The sequence below is a fragment of the Lentisalinibacter orientalis genome (assembly GCF_040706535.1).
Lineage (GTDB): Bacteria > Pseudomonadota > Gammaproteobacteria > Steroidobacterales > Woeseiaceae > Lentisalinibacter > Lentisalinibacter orientalis.
In genome coordinates this window covers 1,623,000-1,640,602 of sequence record NZ_JAPDRJ010000001.1, presented here as the reverse complement: position 1 = coordinate 1,640,602, position 17,603 = coordinate 1,623,000, and the positions used below count along the sequence as shown (strand labels likewise).

At 65.5% G+C, this 17,603-nt stretch carries 15 protein-coding genes and 1 riboswitch; of the genes, 10 read left to right on the top strand and 5 right to left on the bottom strand.

Annotation, left to right across the window (positions count from 1 at the left end; all coding sequences use genetic code 11):
• Positions 1–133 precede the first annotated feature (133 nt).
• The 9 genes from ACJMK0_RS07250 (at position 134) to zapD (ending at position 10,227) form a co-directional block, all read left to right on the top strand.
• A complete protein-coding gene (locus ACJMK0_RS07250; protein ID WP_405236905.1) occupies positions 134–1,783 on the top strand; it encodes a sensor histidine kinase in 1,650 nt (549 codons plus the stop codon).
• A gap of 1 nt (position 1,784) precedes the next feature.
• Positions 1,785–3,122, top strand: a complete 1,338-nt coding sequence (locus ACJMK0_RS07245; protein WP_405236903.1) for a sigma-54-dependent transcriptional regulator — start codon at positions 1,785–1,787, stop codon at positions 3,120–3,122.
• A 304-nt stretch (positions 3,123–3,426) separates the two neighbouring features.
• Complete coding sequence (locus ACJMK0_RS07240) at positions 3,427–3,915, top strand: pilin (protein WP_405236901.1); 489 nt, start codon at positions 3,427–3,429, stop codon at positions 3,913–3,915.
• Between the two features lie 117 nt (positions 3,916–4,032).
• Positions 4,033–4,533, top strand: coding sequence for a pilin (locus tag ACJMK0_RS07235; protein ID WP_405236899.1), 501 nt, complete (start codon positions 4,033–4,035; stop codon positions 4,531–4,533).
• 202 nt (positions 4,534–4,735) lie between these two features.
• Entirely contained in the window at positions 4,736–6,460 is a 1,725-nt protein-coding gene (gene pilB / locus ACJMK0_RS07230) for a type IV-A pilus assembly ATPase PilB (protein WP_405236897.1), read from the top strand.
• Positions 6,461–6,507: 47 nt separating this feature from the next.
• Positions 6,508–7,722 carry a type II secretion system F family protein gene (locus ACJMK0_RS07225; protein ID WP_405236895.1) on the top strand — a complete coding sequence of 405 codons (1,215 nt, stop codon included), beginning with the start codon at positions 6,508–6,510 and terminating at the stop codon, positions 7,720–7,722.
• A 62-nt stretch (positions 7,723–7,784) separates the two neighbouring features.
• Positions 7,785–8,672 carry a prepilin peptidase gene (locus ACJMK0_RS07220; RefSeq protein WP_405236894.1) on the top strand — a complete coding sequence of 296 codons (888 nt, stop codon included), beginning with the start codon at positions 7,785–7,787 and terminating at the stop codon, positions 8,670–8,672.
• A 7-nt stretch (positions 8,673–8,679) separates the two neighbouring features.
• A complete protein-coding gene (gene coaE, locus ACJMK0_RS07215; RefSeq protein ID WP_405236892.1) occupies positions 8,680–9,321 on the top strand; it encodes a dephospho-CoA kinase in 642 nt (213 codons plus the stop codon).
• Positions 9,322–9,423: 102 nt separating this feature from the next.
• The gene (gene zapD, locus ACJMK0_RS07210) at positions 9,424–10,227 is read left to right on the top strand and encodes a cell division protein ZapD (RefSeq protein WP_405236890.1); all 804 of its coding nucleotides are present in this window, start codon (positions 9,424–9,426) and stop codon (positions 10,225–10,227) included.
• 23 nt (positions 10,228–10,250) lie between these two features.
• On the opposite strand, the gene mutT is transcribed toward zapD, so the two are convergent.
• The 3 genes from mutT to ACJMK0_RS07195 form a co-directional block, all read right to left on the bottom strand.
• Positions 10,251–10,682, bottom strand: coding sequence for an 8-oxo-dGTP diphosphatase MutT (mutT, locus tag ACJMK0_RS07205; protein ID WP_405236888.1), 432 nt, complete (start codon positions 10,680–10,682; stop codon positions 10,251–10,253).
• The gene (gene secA, locus ACJMK0_RS07200; protein WP_405236886.1) at positions 10,661–13,414 is read right to left on the bottom strand and encodes a preprotein translocase subunit SecA; all 2,754 of its coding nucleotides are present in this window, start codon (positions 13,412–13,414) and stop codon (positions 10,661–10,663) included. Before secA ends, mutT begins: the two co-directional genes overlap by 22 nt.
• 161 nt (positions 13,415–13,575) lie before the next feature.
• Positions 13,576–14,505 (bottom strand): M23 family metallopeptidase, encoded by a 930-nt coding sequence (locus ACJMK0_RS07195; protein WP_405236884.1) that lies wholly within the window; start codon positions 14,503–14,505, stop codon positions 13,576–13,578.
• Between the two features lie 170 nt (positions 14,506–14,675).
• A riboswitch (cyclic di-GMP riboswitch) is annotated at positions 14,676–14,761 on the bottom strand.
• 100 nt (positions 14,762–14,861) lie between these two features.
• Here ACJMK0_RS07195 and ACJMK0_RS07190 point away from each other — a divergent pair.
• Positions 14,862–15,185 carry a DciA family protein gene (locus ACJMK0_RS07190; RefSeq protein ID WP_405236882.1) on the top strand — a complete coding sequence of 108 codons (324 nt, stop codon included), beginning with the start codon at positions 14,862–14,864 and terminating at the stop codon, positions 15,183–15,185.
• Between the two features lie 6 nt (positions 15,186–15,191).
• Here ACJMK0_RS07190 and lpxC read toward each other — a convergent pair whose 3' ends face one another.
• Complete coding sequence (gene lpxC / locus ACJMK0_RS07185) at positions 15,192–16,100, bottom strand: UDP-3-O-acyl-N-acetylglucosamine deacetylase (protein WP_405236880.1); 909 nt, start codon at positions 16,098–16,100, stop codon at positions 15,192–15,194.
• A gap of 330 nt (positions 16,101–16,430) precedes the next feature.
• On the bottom strand, positions 16,431–17,576 hold the full coding sequence (gene ftsZ, locus ACJMK0_RS07180; RefSeq protein ID WP_405232103.1) for a cell division protein FtsZ: 1,146 nt from the start codon (positions 17,574–17,576) through the stop codon (positions 16,431–16,433).
• Positions 17,577–17,603 lie beyond the last annotated feature (27 nt).

Below are 17,603 nucleotides of genomic sequence, written 5' to 3'. Positions count from 1 at the left end.
TTCGCGGCCGCCCGCGGAAGAGGTGCGTATTGTGGGGCAAAGGTCGAGGATTGGCAAAGCCCCGCCCGCAGGCGGGTTCCACTACAATTCGGCCCCAGCAGGCATGTAGGAGGGCCTTCAGGCCCGACCCGATATGGCAGAAGACGCGGCAGACACCCACGGAAATCCGATACCGGATGCGGCCGCCCGCGCCACCTCGGAACTGGGCCGGCGCGTGCTGGGCACGCTCGCCGCCTTCCGCCTGTTCATCGCCGCCGCCTCGCTGCTGGCCTTCTTCGTCGACACCGATCCCCGGCTGGTGGGTGCCGAGCACCCGGCGCTGTTCGCCGGCACCGGCGCCGCCTACCTGATCGTCGCGGCATTCACGCTAATGGGGCTGCGCCGTCCGGTGGCCGGCCTGCAGATCTACGCCCAGATCTCCCTCGACGTCATAGCAATCCTGCTGCTGATGTACGCCAGCGGCGGCGTCTCCAGCGGCCTCGGCGGCCTGCTCATCATCTTCGTCGGCGGCGGCAGCCTGGTGATGCCGGGCCGACTGTCCCTGTTCTTCGCCGCCGTCGCCGCCATCGGCATCCTTTTCAGCCAGATGCTCACCGTGCTGCAGGGCGACGCCCTCGCCGACGGCTACCCCGCCGCGGGCATCCTGGGCGCCGTGATCTTCATCGTGGCGCTGGCGGCGCGGCCGCTGGCGCGGCGCATCCAGGAGAGCGAGGAACTCGCGCACCAGCGGGGCGTGGACCTCGCCAACATGGCCGAGCTCAACCAGTACATCGTGCAGCATCTCCGCGAGAGCATCGTGGTGATCGACGCCGACGACCGGGTGCGGCTCATCAACGAGTCCGCCGCCCACCTGCTGCGCGCCGACAACTTCTCGCCCGGCATGAAGCTCGCGATGCTCTCGCCGGAACTCGACCGCCACGTGCGCGCCTGGCGCATGGTGGACCGCGAGGGCCCGCCGCCCGAGTTCACCATGACCGACCCGGAAGGCGGCACCCCCATCCTCGTGCACCTCGCCCCCTTCGGCCGAACGGGCAGGGGCCGCGGCCCGGTGCTGGTGTTCCTGGAGGACGCGAGCCTGCTGGCCGAGCGGGTGCAGCAGTCCAAACTGGCCTCGCTGGGCCGGCTCTCGGCCAGTATTGCTCATGAGATCCGCAACCCGGTGGGTGCCATGAGCCACGCCGGCCAGCTGCTGCAGGAATCGCCGGCCATCGCGGACGAGGAGAAGCGGTTGATCGAGATCATCCTCTCCCACTCGGATCGGGTGAGCCACATCATCGACAACATCCTCCAGCTCTCCCGCCGGGACACCAGCCAGCCCGAACGCTTCCGACTGCGCCCCTGGCTCGAGGACTTCAACCGGGAGTTCGCCAAGACACTGCAGCTCAACGAGGGCGAGCTCACGGTCGAGCCCGGCGACGACGAACTGGAGGTGCGCATGGACCGCAGCCACCTCCGCCAGGTGCTCTGGAATCTCTGCGATAATGCCGTGAAATATGCGAGCGAGACCGGCGGCATCGAGGTGATACTGCGCACCGGCCGCGTGGAACCGGGCGACCGGCCCTATCTGGAAGTTCTTGACCGGGGTCACGGTGTGGAGACCGGCACCGTGGATAAGATCTTCGAGCCCTTCTTCACTGCGCGGCAGGGAGGGACGGGGCTCGGTCTGTACATTTCGCGGGAATTATGTGAACTGAACCGGGCCACCCTCTCCTACCGGCCGCGGGACGGAGGGGGCAGCGTATTCCGCATCGTATTCGCGGACCCGAACCGCTGGCAGAGCTGACATGACGACAGACGTACAGGCACTGGTGGTCGACGACGAGCCGGACATCTGCGAGTTGCTCGCGATGACCCTGAACCGCATGGACATCGCCACCGAGACCGCGGGCGACGTGGCCTCCGCCAAGAAGAAGCTGCGCGACGGCGACTTCCATCTGTGCCTCACCGACATGCGCCTGCCCGACGGCGACGGACTGGAGCTGGTGGAGTGGATGCAGAGCCACACGCCGGGCGTGCCGGTGGCCATGATCACGGCCCACGGCAGCGTGGAGACCGCCGTGCAGGCGCTGAAGCTCGGCGCCTTCGACTTCGTCTCCAAGCCCCTGGACGTCAAGGATCTCCGCAATATTGTCGGGGCCGCCATACGGCTGGGTGCCGCCGGCGGCGACACCGGCCGGGAGCTGCTCGGCCGCTCCGCCGCCATCGACCGGGTACGGGACATGATCGCCCGGGTCTCCCGCAGCCAGGCGCCCGTGCACATCTGCGGCGAGTCCGGCACCGGCAAGGAACTCGTCGCCCGCATGATCCACGAATCCGGTCCCCGCAAGGACAGCCCCTTCGTGCCGGTGAACTGCGGCGCCATCCCGGCCGAGCTCATGGAGAGCGAGTTCTTCGGTCACAAAAAGGGCAGCTTCACCGGCGCGGTAACGGACAAGAAAGGGCTCATCGAGACCGCGGACGGCGGCACCCTCTTCCTGGACGAGATCGCCGATCTCCCGCTGGCCATGCAGGTGAAACTGCTGCGCTTCATCCAGGAGAAGACCATCCGGCCCGTCGGCGCGCCGCGGGAGGTGGCGGTGGACGTGCGGATTCTCAGCGCCACCCACCGGGATCTGTCGGCCATGGTCGCCGGCGGCGAATTCCGCGAGGACCTCTTCTACCGCATCAACGTCATCGAGCTGCGCGTCCCGCCCCTGCGCGAGCGCACCGAGGACATCCCGCTGCTGGCCGAGGCCATCCTCGCCCGCTTCGCCCGCGAGTCCGGCGGCGAGCCGGCGGAGCTGACGCCCGGCGCCATGGAGGCGCTGTGCGGCTATGCCTTCCCGGGCAACGTTCGTGAGCTGGAGAACATCCTCGAGCGGGCGGTGACGCTGTCGCCGAACGGCATCATCGACAGCGGGGACCTGCAGCTGCGGCCGGCCGTGGCGTCGTCGAAAGAGGGGGCGGCGGCAGCGGCGGCAGCGCGCGCCGAAGCGCTGGGCGACCAGCTCGAGGACGTGGAGCGCCAGGCCATTGTGGAGGCGCTGGAGAAGACCCGCTACAACAAGACGGCGGCGGCGAAGCTGCTCGGGCTGACCTTCCGCCAGCTCAGGTATCGGATCAAGAAGCTGAATATCGAATGATGGGGGCACTTTCCGCAGCCGCTGGCTTCACACGGCACGGCTAGACTCGCACCTTCGGCGGGAAGCAGCGAAAGTGACAATCCGGGGTGACGAAAATTGTCACCTTCTGACATCCGTCGCAGGTCGGCGACAATCGGGGTCGCCTCGATTGAACATAATGGACCAGTCGCTCAAGCCTAATCCTTTGAGTATCAGCTACTTGTCTCGTGGGGCTCCCGATTGGCACGACACTTGCTTCCTGTCGCACAGGCGGAGACGCCATTTTCGGAAAAATTCTGGCAACCCCCTCAGGGAGACATTGGACATGAAGAAAGTGCAGCAGGGTTTCACCCTTATCGAACTGATGATCGTGGTCGCGATCATCGGCATTCTGGCAGCGATCGCTATCCCGGCCTATCAGGACTACACCATCCGCTCGCAGGTCTCCGAGGGCCTGAACCTGGCAGCGGCTGCGAAGGCGGCTGTTTCGGAGACATTCCTGAATACTGGCGCAGCGCCGGCTGACCGGGAAGAGGCCGGCATGTCGATCACACCGGCCGATACTCAGGGCAAGTACGTCGATGCCCTGACAATCACCGACGGTGCAATCATCGTCCAGTATGGCAATGATGCGAACGCCGCGATCGTCGGCAACGTCCTGACGATCACGCCCTACGTCAGCCCCGATGACAGCATTACTTGGGTGTGCGGCTTCGCTACGCCGCCGGCTGCTCCGTCCACGATCATGCCTGGTGGCACTGCCGCCGTGACTGACGTAGACAACAAGTATTTGCCGTCAGCCTGCCGTCCGTAATATCGCTCCTTCATAGGTGCAAGGAGGGCCCCTTCATGGGGCCCTTTTTGTTAAGCCGCAAGACTGAGACATAATTCGGTTCGCATATACAACGAGATTCCACTGGGCAGTATCGCGATGAACAAGAGGCAATCGGGCTTTACGCTGATCGAGTTGATGATCGTCGTCGCAATTATCGGCATCCTGGCCGCCATTGCCGTCTCGTCCTATCAAACCTATACGATTCGCGCTCAGGTCGCGGATGGACTCAATATGGCGACTAATGCCAAGGCGCCAATCGTCGATGCGTTCGTAAACGATGGCACCCCACCCGCCAACCGCGCCTCTGCCGGTATGACGCCGAACGCGACCGACACGGTCAGTAACTACGTCACTTCAGTGGATGTGCAGGACGGTTCGGTCGCAATCACATATGGCAACCGTGCGAACGCGGCCATCGCAGGTACAACCCTATACGTGATTCCCTATGAGACGGCGAACCTCGGCGTCGTCTGGATCTGCGGTAACGCTGCCCCCCCGGCTGGCACGGCGCCTATGGGTACCCGGAGCGGCGCCACGACGGCATTCCTGGGAGTGACGACAGTCCCATCCCGCTACCTTCCTGCAAGCTGCCGCTGAGGTGAGATTGCCTGCGCCGAATACCGCATTGATGTCGCAAGTTGCTGTTTTGACGAAGATCGCACTTGCTGCACGCGAATTTCACAGAACCTGTTCCTTATTTGTGACGACGCGCACAAAACCAAGTTGATCACCCCCGGCAGATGGGTGAGACTATGGTGCTCCGGGTCGAGCGTAATTATAGGGAGCATCTGCGCAGCCCATGGCCGTAACCGCCTCACAGACTACTCTGTCCGGCCTGCCGCGTAGGCTGGTGCAGGACGGTATTGTCTCCGAGGACGTGGTCAGCCAGGCCTCAGAAGACGCCCGTAACGCCAAGATCTCCCTCGTTGCCCATCTGGTCACATCCAATCTGGCTGATGCCCGTGCAATAGCCATCGCAGCGGCCCACGAGTTCGGGGTCCCTCTCCTGGATCTGGATGCCATCGACGTCGACCTGGATACGGTCCGCTCCGTCGACCAGAAACTCCTGAACAAGCACCGGGTGATCCCGCTGATCCTCCGGGGCAAGCGTCTGTTCCTCGGTGTCGCGGATCCGACCGATCTGCAGGCCATCGATGAGATCAAGTTCCAGACCGGACTACGGGTCGACCCCGTGGTCGTGGAGCAGGACAAGCTGGAGGAGCGGGTCGCCAAGGCGCTCGAAGCCGTCGACACCCGGATGACGGCGTTCGACGACGAGGACTTCGACGACCTGGACAATCTCGAAGTCTCCAGCGGCGTCGACGACGAGCAGGACGACATCAGCCGGGACGAGATCGAAGACGCCCCGGTCGTCCGCTTCGTCAACAAGGTGCTGCTGGACGCCATCAAGCGCGGCGCCTCGGACATTCACTTCGAACCCTATGAAAAGTACTTCCGGGTGCGCACCCGCCAGGACGGCGTCCTCAAGGAAATCGCCCAGCCGCCGGCGGGACTCGCCGGCAAGGTCTGCGCGCGGCTGAAGGTCATGTCACGGCTGGACATCGCCGAACGCCGCGTACCTCAGGACGGCCGCATGAAGATGCGGCTGTCGAAGAACCGGGCGATCGACTTCCGCGTGAATACATGCCCGACGCTGTTCGGCGAGAAGATCGTCCTGCGTATCCTCGATCCGTCCAGCGCCAAGCTGGGCATCGACGCACTTGGCTATGAGGAGCAGCAGAAAGAGCTCTACCTCAAGCACCTGAACAAGCCCTACGGGATGATTCTCGTGACGGGCCCCACGGGCAGCGGTAAGACGGTCTCGCTCTACACGGGCCTCAATATCCTCAACACCGAGGATCGGAACATCTCGACGGCGGAGGACCCGGCGGAAATCAACCTGCCCGGCATCAACCAGGTGAACGTGAACCCGAAGGTGGGGCTGACTTTCGCCTCGGCGCTGAAGGCCTTCCTGCGTCAGGATCCCGACGTCATCATGGTCGGCGAGATTCGTGACCTGGAGACCGCGGAGATTGCGATCAAGGCGGCCCAGACGGGCCACCTGGTGCTTTCTACCCTGCATACCAACGACGCGCCGAAGACGCTCACTCGTCTCGTGGACATGGGTGTGAAGCCCTACGCCATCGCCTCGTCCGTGAGCCTGATCATCGCCCAGCGTCTTGCCCGCAGGTTGTGCGACAACTGCAAGGAGCAGAAGGACATACCCGATGCCGCGCTGCTGAAGGAAGGCTTCACCGAGGAAGAGGTCGCAAAGGGCATCACGATCTTCGGTCCCGTCGGCTGCAATCAGTGCACGGATGGCTACAAGGGCCGACTCGGCATCTTCCAGGTCATGGAAGTCTCCGAGACCATCGGCCGGATCATCATGGACGAAGGCAACGCCATGATGATCGCCGAGCAAGCGGCTAAAGAAGGTGTCTGGGACCTGCGCCGTGCAGGCCTGCAGAAGGTCATCAATGGCCTGACGGGACTGGAAGAGATCAACCGGGTGACGGTCGAGTGACGAACTCGACTGCAAAGTAGGTACAGGAACAGTCTGGATGCGGAATCATGGCTGAAGCAGCAATCAAGACCACCCCGTTCAACTGGGAAGGCACGGACCGCCGCGGGAACAAGATCAAGGGCAAGACCCTTGCCGCCAGCGAGGCGGCGGTGCGGGCGGAACTGCGCCGCCAGGGCGTCGTGCCCAGCCGCATTCGCAAGCAGCAGAAACTCTTCAGCACCGGGTCGAAAATCCAGACGGCGGACATCGCAATCTTCAGCCGTCAGCTCGCCACCATGCTGGCGGCGGGCATCCCGCTGGTGCAGGCCTTCGAGATCGTGGGCAACGGCCACGAGAACGAATCCATGCAGAAGCTGATCCTCGCGATCAAGGCCGATGTCGAGGGCGGCGCGTCCCTGCACGAGGCGCTGGCCAAACACCCGCTCTACTTCGACGATCTCTTCGTCAACCTGGTGGAAGCCGGCGAGCAGGCCGGTGCGCTCGAGACGCTGCTGGACAAGATCGCCACGTACAAGGAGAAGACGGAGGCGATCAAGAAGAAAATCAAGAAAGCCCTCTTCTATCCGGGGGCCGTGGTCGCGGTGGCGATCATCGTGACCGTGATCCTGCTTATCTTTGTGATCCCGGCGTTCGAGGACCTGTTCAAGGGCTTCGGCGCAGACCTCCCTGGCTTCACTCGTATGGTCGTCGACCTGTCGAACTTCGTCAGGGACAAGGGCTGGTTGCTGTTGATAGGACTGATTGCAGCAGTCTCTGCGTTTCTTTATTTCAAGAGACGTTCGCGACCCATGCAGCACTTCCTCGACCGCCTGAGCCTGAAGCTCCCGGTCATCGGCCCGATCCTCGAGAAGTCCGCCATCGCCCGCTATGCCCGTACGCTGTCCACGATGTTCAGCGCCGGCGTCCCGCTGGTCGAGGCGCTGGAATCGGTCGCCGGCGCCTGCGGCAACATCGTCTACGAAGAGGGCGTGATGCGGATGCGCGACGAGGTCGCCACCGGGCAGCGCCTGCAGCAGTCCATGGAGAACACGGATCTGTTCCCCAACATGGTGATCCAGATGATCGCCGTCGGCGAGGAATCCGGTCAGCTCGACTCCATGTCGGCCAAGGTCGCGGACTTCTACGAGGAAGACGTGGATGCCGCGGTGGACAGCATGAGCAGTCTGCTGGAGCCGCTGATCATGGCCATCCTCGGCGTGCTCGTCGGCGGTCTCGTGGTCGCCATGTACCTGCCGATCTTCAAGATGGGCGCAGTGGTCTGATCGCGCCGAGTCGTCGCCCCGCTGCGTACTGAAGCACTGACCGGGCCCGCCGGAGCATCCCGATGAGCCTGGTTGAACTCCTGAGCAGCATGCCGGCGCTCTGGCTCACGGTCGTCGGCCTGCTGAGCCTGCTGATCGGCAGCTTCCTGAACGTGGTCATCCTGCGCCTGCCGGTGATGATGGAACGCGAGTGGCGGGCCCAGGCCGCCGCGCTAGAAGGCCGCGAGGAAGAACCCGCCGAGCCGTTCAACCTGGTGGTGCCCCGCTCCCGCTGTCCGAAATGCGGGGCCGCGGTCCGCGCCTGGCAGAACATCCCCATCCTGAGCTATGTGTTGCTGCGGGGCCGCTGCGCGGAGTGCTCTATCCCCATCGGCCTGCGCTATCCCGTCGTCGAAGCCTTCACCGCACTGGCCTCGGTGCTCGTGGCCTGGCGCTTCGGCGTCACGCCCGAGGCCGTCGCGGCACTGGTCTTCACGTGGACGCTGATCGCGCTGGCCGTGATCGACATCGACCACCAGCTGCTGCCCGACTCGATGACCCTGCCGCTTCTCTGGCTCGGCCTGGTCCTGTCGCTGTGGCACGAGACGGCCGGCGGGACGGTGCTGTTCCAGACGCCGCGCGAAGCGATCATCGGCGCGGCGGCCGGCTACCTCTCACTGTGGTCCGTGTATCACCTCTTCCGCCTCGTGACCGGCAAGGAGGGGATGGGCTACGGCGACTTCAAGCTGCTGGCCGCGCTCGGTGCCTGGCTGGGCTGGCAGATGCTGCCGCTGATCATCCTGCTCTCCGCCGCCGTCGGCGCTGTGGTGGGCATCGCGCTCATGGTCTTCACCCGCCGCGGCCGGGACGTGCCGATTCCCTTCGGTCCCTATCTGGCGGCGGCAGGCTGGATCGCGCTACTGTATGGGCGCGAGATCATCGACGCTTACCTCGGCATGTGGCAGGGCTGAACAGACCATGACCCGACATCCGTCCGCAGACGACATTCTGCGCATCGGCCTGACCGGCGGTATCGCCAGCGGCAAGACCGCCGTTTCCGACATGTTCGCGAAACTGGGCGCGCCGGTCATCGACACGGACCGCATCGCCCGCGAAGTGGTGCAGCCGGGCCGGCCCGCACTGGCCGAGATCGTCGAAGAGTTCGGCGAGGACGTGCTGAACGCCGACGGCAGCCTGGACCGCCGCGCGCTGCGCGAGCGCGTCTTCACGGAGGACGGTGCCCGCCAGCGCCTGGAGGCGATCACCCATCCCCGCATCCGGGACGAGACGCTGCGGCGCATGCACAACGCCGGCGGCCCGTATCAGGTCATCGTGGTGCCGTTGCTGGTGGAGTCGGGATTCGGTGCCCTGGTGGACCGGGTGCTGGTCGTGGACTGCCCGCCGGAGGTGCAGCGGCAGCGGCTGATGGAGCGGGACGGTGAGTCGGCCGGGACCGCCGAGGCGATGATGCGCTCCCAGACCGACCGGGAGACGCGGCTGGATGCGGCCGACGACGTGGTGGACAACGCCGGCTCGCTGGAAGACACCCGGCGCCAGGTGGAGCACCTGCACAACCGCTATCTGGCACTGGCGCGAGTGGCCCGCGAGGACGAAGACTGACCGTCGCGATTCTGCGACACCACGGGCGGCGCCATCGTCGCACAAGAGCCTGTCCTGACAGGACATTTGCCCTGGCCGCGTCCGCTGGCGCAGAATAGCGGGATGCCGCAAGCCGCCAGAGACGACACAGCACTCGAACCCGCCAAGGCGCGCGTAGAGTACGAGCAGCCGCTGAGCGAGCGCATGCGGACGTTCCTGCGGCTGGAGTTCCTCTACCAGCAGACCCTCTATCACTGCGAGACCGAGTCCGACTGGGGCACCCGCGCCGCCATCTCCAGTCTGCTGGAGATCAGCTCCATACTCACCCGCGGCGACGTGCGCAGCGAGGTGATGAAGGAGCTGGAGCGCCAGCTGGCGACGCTGGAGGGCTACCGCAGCCAGCCCGGGGTGGACATGGGGCGTCTGCGCACGCTGCTCGGCAACCTGGAGCAGGCCCGCGGCGAGGTCAGCCGCACCGGCCCGCATTTCCTGCAGCCGCTGAAGGAATGCGAATTCCTGAGTTCGATCAAGCACCGCAGCGCCATCCCCGGCGGCACCTGCGAGTTCGACCTGCCCGACTACAGCCACTGGCTGCGCCAGCCCTGGGAACAGCGCATGGAGAATCTCGAGACCTGGCTGAAGGTGATCCGCCCGGTCTGCGATGCCGTGCTGGAGCTGATGTGGCTGATCCGCGAGAGCGCCATCCCCCAGGAGCGCACGGCGGCCGGCGGCATGTATCAGGACACGATCGCGAAGGACAACACCTGCCGCCTGCTGCGCGTATCGCTGCCGCCGGGCAGCCCGCTGTTTCCGGAGATCAGCGGCAGCCCCCACCGCTTCACCGTCCGCTTCATGGAATGGTCGGACATCGACTCCCGGGCCGTGCAGACCGGCGGCGACGTAGCGTTCCGCCTGAGCATCTGCTGAGGTCTGGCCGAACCCGGCCGAAACTACCCGACCTTGTCCCGCTGCAGCGCCTCCAGTACCGGCGCATCGGCCTCCAGCATGTCGTAGTCGAATAACTCCGCAGGGTTAGCCCAGGCGAGTTCCTGCCGCTCGAGCGCCTGCACGCGGCCGCGCCAGCCGGTCACGAGATGGAAGTCGAGCGCCACGCTGCGTTCGGGGTAGTCGTGCTCCAGCGCCATGAAGGGGCTGGCCCCGAGCACCTCGATGCCGATCTCCTCCGCCAGTTCCCGCCGCAGGGCGGCCACCGGTTCCTCGCCGGGCGCGATCTTGCCGCCGGGGAATTCCCAGCGGCCGGCGCCATGCTTGCCGGGCTGACGCCGGCTGATCAGGATGCGGCCGTCGTTGTCGCGGAGGATCCCCGCCACCACCTGCAGGCGGGGACGGGGCGCCCGGGTCACGACAGCCGGCCGTGGCACTGCTTGTATTTCTTCCCGCTGCCGCAGGGGCAGGGCTCGTTGCGCCCGATCTTGCGGCCCTCGCGCACGAACGGCTGCACGGGCTCGGCCGACGCACCGCCACCGCCGCCGCCGGCCACTGCCTCGGCGGCCGCGGCGGATGCCGTCGCCGCCGTCGCGCCGGAGGCCAGTGCCGAGGCCTGGGCGTGCTGGAACTCCATGGCCTTCTTGGCCCGCTGCTCGGCCTCCATGCGCTCCACTTCTTCCTGGCTGCGCAACCGCACCCGCATCAGGATGCTGATGGTGTCGTGCTTCACCTGCTCGAGCATCTGCCCGAACATCTCGAACGCCTCGCGCTTGTATTCCTGCTTCGGGTTCTTCTGGGCGTAGCCCCGCAGGTGGATGCCCTGGCGGAGGTAATCCATCGCAGCCAGGTGTTCCTTCCAGTGCAGGTCCAGCTGGGAGAGCATGACCTGCTTCTCGAAGCCCCGCATGATGGAGTCGCCGATCTCGGCGACCTTCTGCTCGTAGTAGTCCTTCGCGGACTCGACGATGCGGTCGCAGAGCTGATCGGCGTTCAGGGTCTTCTCTTTCTCCAGCCACTGGGCGACGGGCAGATCGAGCCCGAAGTCGGCGCGCAGGGCCTGCTGCAGGCCCTCCGGGTCCCACTGCTCCTCCACGCTGCCTCGCGGGATGAACTCCTGCACCGCCGTCTCGACGACCTCGTCGCGGATGTTCTCCACGGACTCGGCGACGTCGTCGGCCTCCATGAGTTCGGAGCGCTGGTGGTAGACCACCTTGCGCTGGTCGTTGGCCACGTCGTCGTACTCGAGCAGCGACTTGCGGATGTCGAAATTGTGGGCCTCCACCTTGCGCTGGGCCTTCTCGATCTGGCGCGACAGCAGCCCGCTCTCGATGGCCTCGCCGTCGCGCATGCCCACGCGCTGCAGCAGGCTCTTCGTGCGGTTGGGATCGCCGAAGATGCGCATCAGGCTGTCTTCCATGGACAGGTAGAAGCGGCTGGAGCCCGGATCGCCCTGACGGCCGGAGCGGCCGCGCAGCTGGTTGTCGATGCGCCGGGACTCGTGACGCTCGGTGCCGACGATGTGCAGGCCGCCGGCCTCCAGCACCTGGTCGTGCCGCTTCTGCCACTCCGCGATCACGGCCTGGCGCTGATCTTCCGTGGCGTCCTCGCCCAGCTCGGCGAGTTCGGCGTCCTTGTTGCCGCCCAGCACGATGTCCGTGCCGCGGCCGGCCATGTTGGTGGCGATGGTAATGGTGCCGGGACGGCCGGCGTCCTCCACCACCTTGGCCTCGCGCTCGTGCTGCTTCGCGTTCAGCACCTGGTGCGGGATTTTCTTCTTCGTCAGCAGGTCGGACAGGAGCTCGGAGTTCTCGATGGAGGTGGTGCCCACCAGTACCGGCTGACCCCGCTCCCGGCAGTCGACGATGTCCTCGATGATGGCCTCGAACTTGTCGTTCTGATTCAGGAACACGAGGTCCGGATGATCGGCGCGGACCATCGGCCTGTGGGTGGGGATCACGACCACCTCGAGACCGTAGATGGACTGGAACTCGAAGGCCTCGGTGTCCGCGGTACCCGTCATGCCGGCGAGCTTCTGATACATGCGGAAGAAGTTCTGGAAGGTGATCGACGCGATGGTCTGATTCTCTTCCTTCACCCGCACGCCTTCCTTGGCCTCCACCGCCTGGTGCAGGCCGTCGGACCAGCGCCGGCCCGGCATGGTGCGGCCGGTGAATTCGTCCACGATGACGATCTCGCCGTCCTTGACGATGTAGTCCACGTCGCGCTGGTACATGGCGTGCGCGCGCAGCGCCGCCATCAGGTGATGCATGAGCTTGATGTTGCCGGCGTCGTAGAGGCTCTCGCCAGGCTGCAGCAGGCCCGCCTTCGTCATCAGCTCCTCGACGTGCTGATGGCCCTCCTCGGTGAGATAAACCTGCTTGGTCTTCTCGTCGGGCAGGTAGTCGCCCGGCCCTTCTTCCTCTTCCTGCTTCTGCAGCTTCGGCACCAGTTTGTTGATCTTCTCGTAGAGCTCGGTGCGCTCCTCGGAGGGGCCGGAGATGATCAGCGGCGTACGTGCCTCGTCGATCAGGATGGAGTCCACCTCGTCGACGATGCCGTAGGCGAGCCTGCGCTGGGCCCGGTCCTCGGTGGAGAACGCCAGGTTGTCGCGCAGGTAGTCGAAGCCGAGTTCGTTGTTGGTGGCGTAGGTGATGTCCGCGCCGTAGGCCTCGCGTTTCTCCGCCGGCGACTGACCGCTGCGGATCACGCCCACCTCGAGCCCGAGGAAGTTGTAGACGGGACCCATCCAGGACGCGTCACGGCTGGCCAGGTATTCGTTCACCGTGACGATGTGCACGCCTTCGCCGGTCAGCGCGTTGAGATACGCGGGCAGGGTCGCGACCAGGGTCTTGCCCTCGCCGGTCTTCATCTCCGCGATCTTGCCCTCGTGCAGCACCAGGCCGCCGATCAGCTGCACGTCGAAGTGGCGCATGCCCACCGTGCGCCCGGCCGCCTCTCGCACGGCCGCGAATGCCTCGGGGATGAGGCTGTCCAGCTTCTCGCCATTGGCGAGCCGTTCGCGGAACGCCGGCGTCATGGCCGCGAGTTCCTCGTCGCTCTTGCCACGGTACTCGTCTTCCAGCGCGTTGATGGCGTTGACGAGCTTCGAATACGACTTGACCAGACGCTCGTTGCGACTGCCGAATATCTTTGTGAGAAATGCCACTGGGTTATCCGTCCTGAAACGCGTTCTGATACGCGAAAGAGCACCGTCGACCGTCGCGGCGGCGGCGCTCGATTGGGGTTTGCCCGAAAAGGGCTATCCTTAAAACGGGTATTCTAAGGGCAGCGGGTGCGCTGCGTCTAAAAACGGCTGGCGTCGGGGACTCAGCTGCCGCTGGCGCGGATGTATTTGAGCGGATTGACCGACTTGCCCTCGTAGAGGACTTCGAAATGCAGGTTGGGCCCGGTCGCCCGGCCGGTGGCTCCCATGTGCGCAATAATCTGTCCCTTCCTGACTTCATCACCCACATTCACGAAATTCTCGGCGTTGTGCGCGTAACGGGTCACGTAGCCGTCGCCGTGATCGATCTCCACCATCTGACCGTAGCCGTAGCGCTTGCCCGAGTAGGTCACCACCCCGGCGCCGACGGCGATGATCTCCGCGCCGGCCTTGCCGGCGAAGTCCACGCCCTTGTGCCACGCCTGCTTGCCGGTGAACGGGTCCGTGCGCCGCCCGTAGTAGGACGACAGCCAGCCCGACTTCACGGGCCGCCCTTCCGGCCTGATCTGCTCGTTGAGATTGCGGGTGAGGAGGACACTTTCAAGTACGCCGAGCTGCTTTTCCCGATCGCTCAGCTGCTGGGAGAGCTCGTCCAGTGAGGTCAGGATTTCCGCAACGCCGCCGCCGCCCAGCTCTTCGGGCTCTTCCGGGCCGCCGATGGCGGGCGGGGACTCGAAGTCGAACTCGCCGTCCTGCAATTCGGCCATCTCGGTGAGACGGCGCCCGAGGGCGTCCAGCCGGATGACGTGGGCGTTCATCTGGCCGAGACGAATGGCCAGCGCATCGAGTGTTTCCTCCGTCTCGCGCCGGGCCGCCTCGATCTCGCGCCGCTGCTCGGCCAGCTGCTCGGACATGGCGCGGAGCTCGGCGGTATCCGCCTGGGTGCCGTGCTGGCGTGCGAAGAAGTAACCGCTGCCGAAGACCGCTGCCGCGAAGACACCGACGATGGCACCTGCGATGGCGAGGGTGAGGGGCGCGCCGAGGTCGATCTGGCGCACGCCCGTGCGGCGGCGGCTGAATATGACGACATTCATCGATTGCAGTCCCGATTACGAGTCGGATCCCGGTCCGAAAAGCCGATACAGTGCCACCACCGACCGGGAATTGTTGGTCGCTCTTGTTCCGACCTGTGACCGACGAAACCGCTCGCTCCGGAGTGACTGCCCGGCTTGTGCAGCAATGTCGGCTTCAGTCTAATGGTCATCCCGGCAACCCCGCTGTCCGGGGCTCGGGACCCGCGGACCGGAAGCTTTGCGTCCCCGGTTCACACCGGGTTTGCCCTTATCGAGACCGTCAATATGCATAATGCAGGCCGGCAGTTCAAGGAATTGCGTGCGCCGGAGGGGTCCTTCAGGGTCAATCTGTGAGGCGGTTAACATCCACGGAAGCCATGAACGAGAAGAAGCTCGGCAATCTGCTCTCCCGGCCCGACGGTCCGCTCGCCGGCATCGTCGAGCGCGCCCGGGCCATGGAGACCCTCACCGCGGCGGTGCGGGCCGCCCTGTCCGAGGACGCGCGCGCCCATCTGGTCTCCGCCGCCCGGCGGGACGACGGCACGCTGGTGCTGGTCACCGAGTCGTCCGCATGGGCGGCGCGCCTGCGGTTCGCCGCGGACGAGGCGCTGGCTGCGGCGCGGCGCTACGGCGTCACCGCCGAGTCGGTGAGCGTGCTGGTGCGCCCCGGGCGCGAAGACCCCGGGCCCGAAGACGAGTAGAGCCTCTCAGGCGAATACCGGGCTCGCGTAGGAGATCGGCGCCTTGCGGCGATCGTCGAACGTGACCGCCTGCCAGGCAGTCTCGTCTTCGAGCAGGCGGCGCAGCAGCAGGTTGTTCAGCTCGTGGCCGGAGCGGTAGCCGCTGAATTCGCCGATGAGGCTGTGGCCCAGCAGATACAGGTCGCCGATGGCGTCCAGGATCTTGTGCTTGACGAACTCGTCGTCGTAACGCAGGCCGTCCTCGTTGAGGATGCGATAGTCGTCGAGCACGATGGCGTTGTCCATGCTGCCGCCCAGCGTCAGGTTGTTCGCCCGCAGCGTCTCGATGTCGCGCATGAAGCCGAAGGTCCGCGCCCGGCTCACCTCACGCAGAAAAGACGTGGTGGAGAAATCGATGGAGGCCCGCTGGGCGTGCTTCTTGAACACCGGATGATCGAAGGCGATCTCCAGGTTCACCTTGAAGCCGTTGAACGGCCGGAATTCCACCCACTTGTCGTCCTGCTCGATGCGCACCGGCTTGCGGATGCGGATGAGTTTCTTGGGGGCATTCTGGTCTTCGATGCCCGCAGACTGCAGCAGGAAGACGAACGGGCCCGCGCTGCCGTCCATGATGGGCACTTCCGGAGCGCTCAGATCGACGTAGCAGTTGTCGATGCCGAGACCGGCCAGCGCCGACATCAGGTGCTCGACCGTCGCCACGCGCACGTCGCCGTCCACCAGCGTCGTACCGAGCATCGTCTCGCCCACCCGGTGCGCTTCGGCACGGATCTCGACCGGCGGCTCCAGGTCGGTCCGGCGGAAAATAATTCCGCTGTTCGGCGCAGCCGGGCGCAGCGTCATATAGACCTTGCGGCCCGAATGCAGGCCGACTCCGGTCGCGCGGATGGCCGTTTTCAGCGTTCTCTGTTGCAGCATGGCTACATTTCCCGACGCGGCCCTGCCCTCTCCCCGGCACGACCGTCAATAATGACAATCCCGCGGAAAGCGCCGCCGGATCGCGAATGTTCACTAGTTGCATTATACGCTGCCCGCGGCTCACCCACCGTGTGGCAACGCACCTGTTGCGAAAAAGCAACGTCACGTAACCGAAAATCGTGCCGGCAAAGACGCCGGATTTCAGGTAGTTGCGACCGTTGCTTCACGCACCAACCCATAACGGTATCACAGCGTTTTTTTGCAGTGCAAGAAAAAAGGCCGGGGCGACCCCTTCCGTGGGTCGCCCCGGCCGAGCGGAGGCGTCAGCGGTCAGTCGGCCTGGCGGCGCAGGAACGCCGGGATGTCCAGCAGGTCCTCCTGCAGCCCCAGATCGCTGATGCCGTCACCGACGGCACGCTTGCGCTGTACCGTCGGCTTCTCGAGTTCGCCGTAATTCGGTTCCGCACGTGCGGACCCGGACCGGCGCACCACCCGCATGGGCGTGCCGGCGGCCATGGCCGGCTGGCCGAGCCCGGTGGCCACGACGGTCACCCGTATCGTGTTGCTCATGTCGGGATCGATCACCGTGCCGACGACCACGGTGGCATCGTCGGAGGCGAATTCCTTGATGGTGTTGCCCACCTCCTGGAACTCGCCGATGGACAGGTCCATGCCCGCCGTGACGTTCACCAGGATGCCGTTCGCACCGGCCAGGTTGATGTCCTCCAGCAGCGGACTCGAGACGGCCGCTTCGGCCGCCTCCCGCGCACGGTCCTCGCCGGACGCCGCACCGGAGCCCATCATCGCCATGCCCATCTCGGCCATCACCGTGCGCACGTCGGCGAAGTCCACGTTGATGAGGCCGGGCCGGGTGATCAGCTCCGCGATGCCCTGCACGGCGCCCTGCAGCACCTGGTTGGCCGCGCGGAACGCGTCCAGCAGGGTGGTTTCGCCGCCGAGCACGGTCAGCAGCTTCTCGTTCGGGATCGTGATCAGCGAATCCACGTACTTGCCCAGCTCGGCGATGCCCTGGTCCGCGATCTTCATGCGCTTCGAGCCTTCCATGCCGAAGGGCTTCGTGACCACGGCCACCGTCAGGATGCCGAGCTCCCTGGCCACCTGGGCCACCACCGGGCCGGCGCCCGTGCCGGTGCCGCCGCCCATGCCGGCGGTGATGAAGAGCATGTCGGCGCCCTCGATCACCTCCTGGATCCGGTCCCGGTCCTCCATGGCCGCCTGGCGGCCCACGTCCGGGTTGGCGCCGGCGCCGAGCCCTTTCGTGATATTGCAGCCGATCTGCAGCGCGGTGCGCACCTCGGCATTCTTCAGCGCCTGGGCATCCGTGTTGGCGCAGATGAAATCCACCCCTTCGATGCCGGCCTCCACCATGTGCGCGACGGCGTTGCCGCCGCCGCCACCCACGCCGATCACCTTGATGACCGCGCTCTGGCTGTATGCATCCATCAATTCGAACATGTCGCTTCCTCCGCTCTCAACATTCCA

Coding starts and splice junctions, on each gene's coding strand:
- pilB (WP_405236897.1), top strand. CDS start 4,736: ATGGCCGTAACCGCCTCACAGACTACTCTGTCCGGCCTGCCGCGTAGG.
- ACJMK0_RS07245 (WP_405236903.1), top strand. CDS start 1,785: ATGACGACAGACGTACAGGCACTGGTGGTCGACGACGAGCCGGACATC.
- ACJMK0_RS07225 (WP_405236895.1), top strand. CDS start 6,508: ATGGCTGAAGCAGCAATCAAGACCACCCCGTTCAACTGGGAAGGCACG.
- ACJMK0_RS07220 (WP_405236894.1), top strand. CDS start 7,785: ATGAGCCTGGTTGAACTCCTGAGCAGCATGCCGGCGCTCTGGCTCACG.
- ACJMK0_RS07195 (WP_405236884.1), bottom strand. CDS start 14,505: ATGAATGTCGTCATATTCAGCCGCCGCCGCACGGGCGTGCGCCAGATC.
- ACJMK0_RS07190 (WP_405236882.1), top strand. CDS start 14,862: ATGAACGAGAAGAAGCTCGGCAATCTGCTCTCCCGGCCCGACGGTCCG.
- ACJMK0_RS07235 (WP_405236899.1), top strand. CDS start 4,033: ATGAACAAGAGGCAATCGGGCTTTACGCTGATCGAGTTGATGATCGTC.
- coaE (WP_405236892.1), top strand. CDS start 8,680: ATGACCCGACATCCGTCCGCAGACGACATTCTGCGCATCGGCCTGACC.
- lpxC (WP_405236880.1), bottom strand. CDS start 16,100: ATGCTGCAACAGAGAACGCTGAAAACGGCCATCCGCGCGACCGGAGTC.
- zapD (WP_405236890.1), top strand. CDS start 9,424: ATGCCGCAAGCCGCCAGAGACGACACAGCACTCGAACCCGCCAAGGCG.
- ftsZ (WP_405232103.1), bottom strand. CDS start 17,576: ATGTTCGAATTGATGGATGCATACAGCCAGAGCGCGGTCATCAAGGTG.
- ACJMK0_RS07250 (WP_405236905.1), top strand. CDS start 134: ATGGCAGAAGACGCGGCAGACACCCACGGAAATCCGATACCGGATGCG.
- ACJMK0_RS07240 (WP_405236901.1), top strand. CDS start 3,427: ATGAAGAAAGTGCAGCAGGGTTTCACCCTTATCGAACTGATGATCGTG.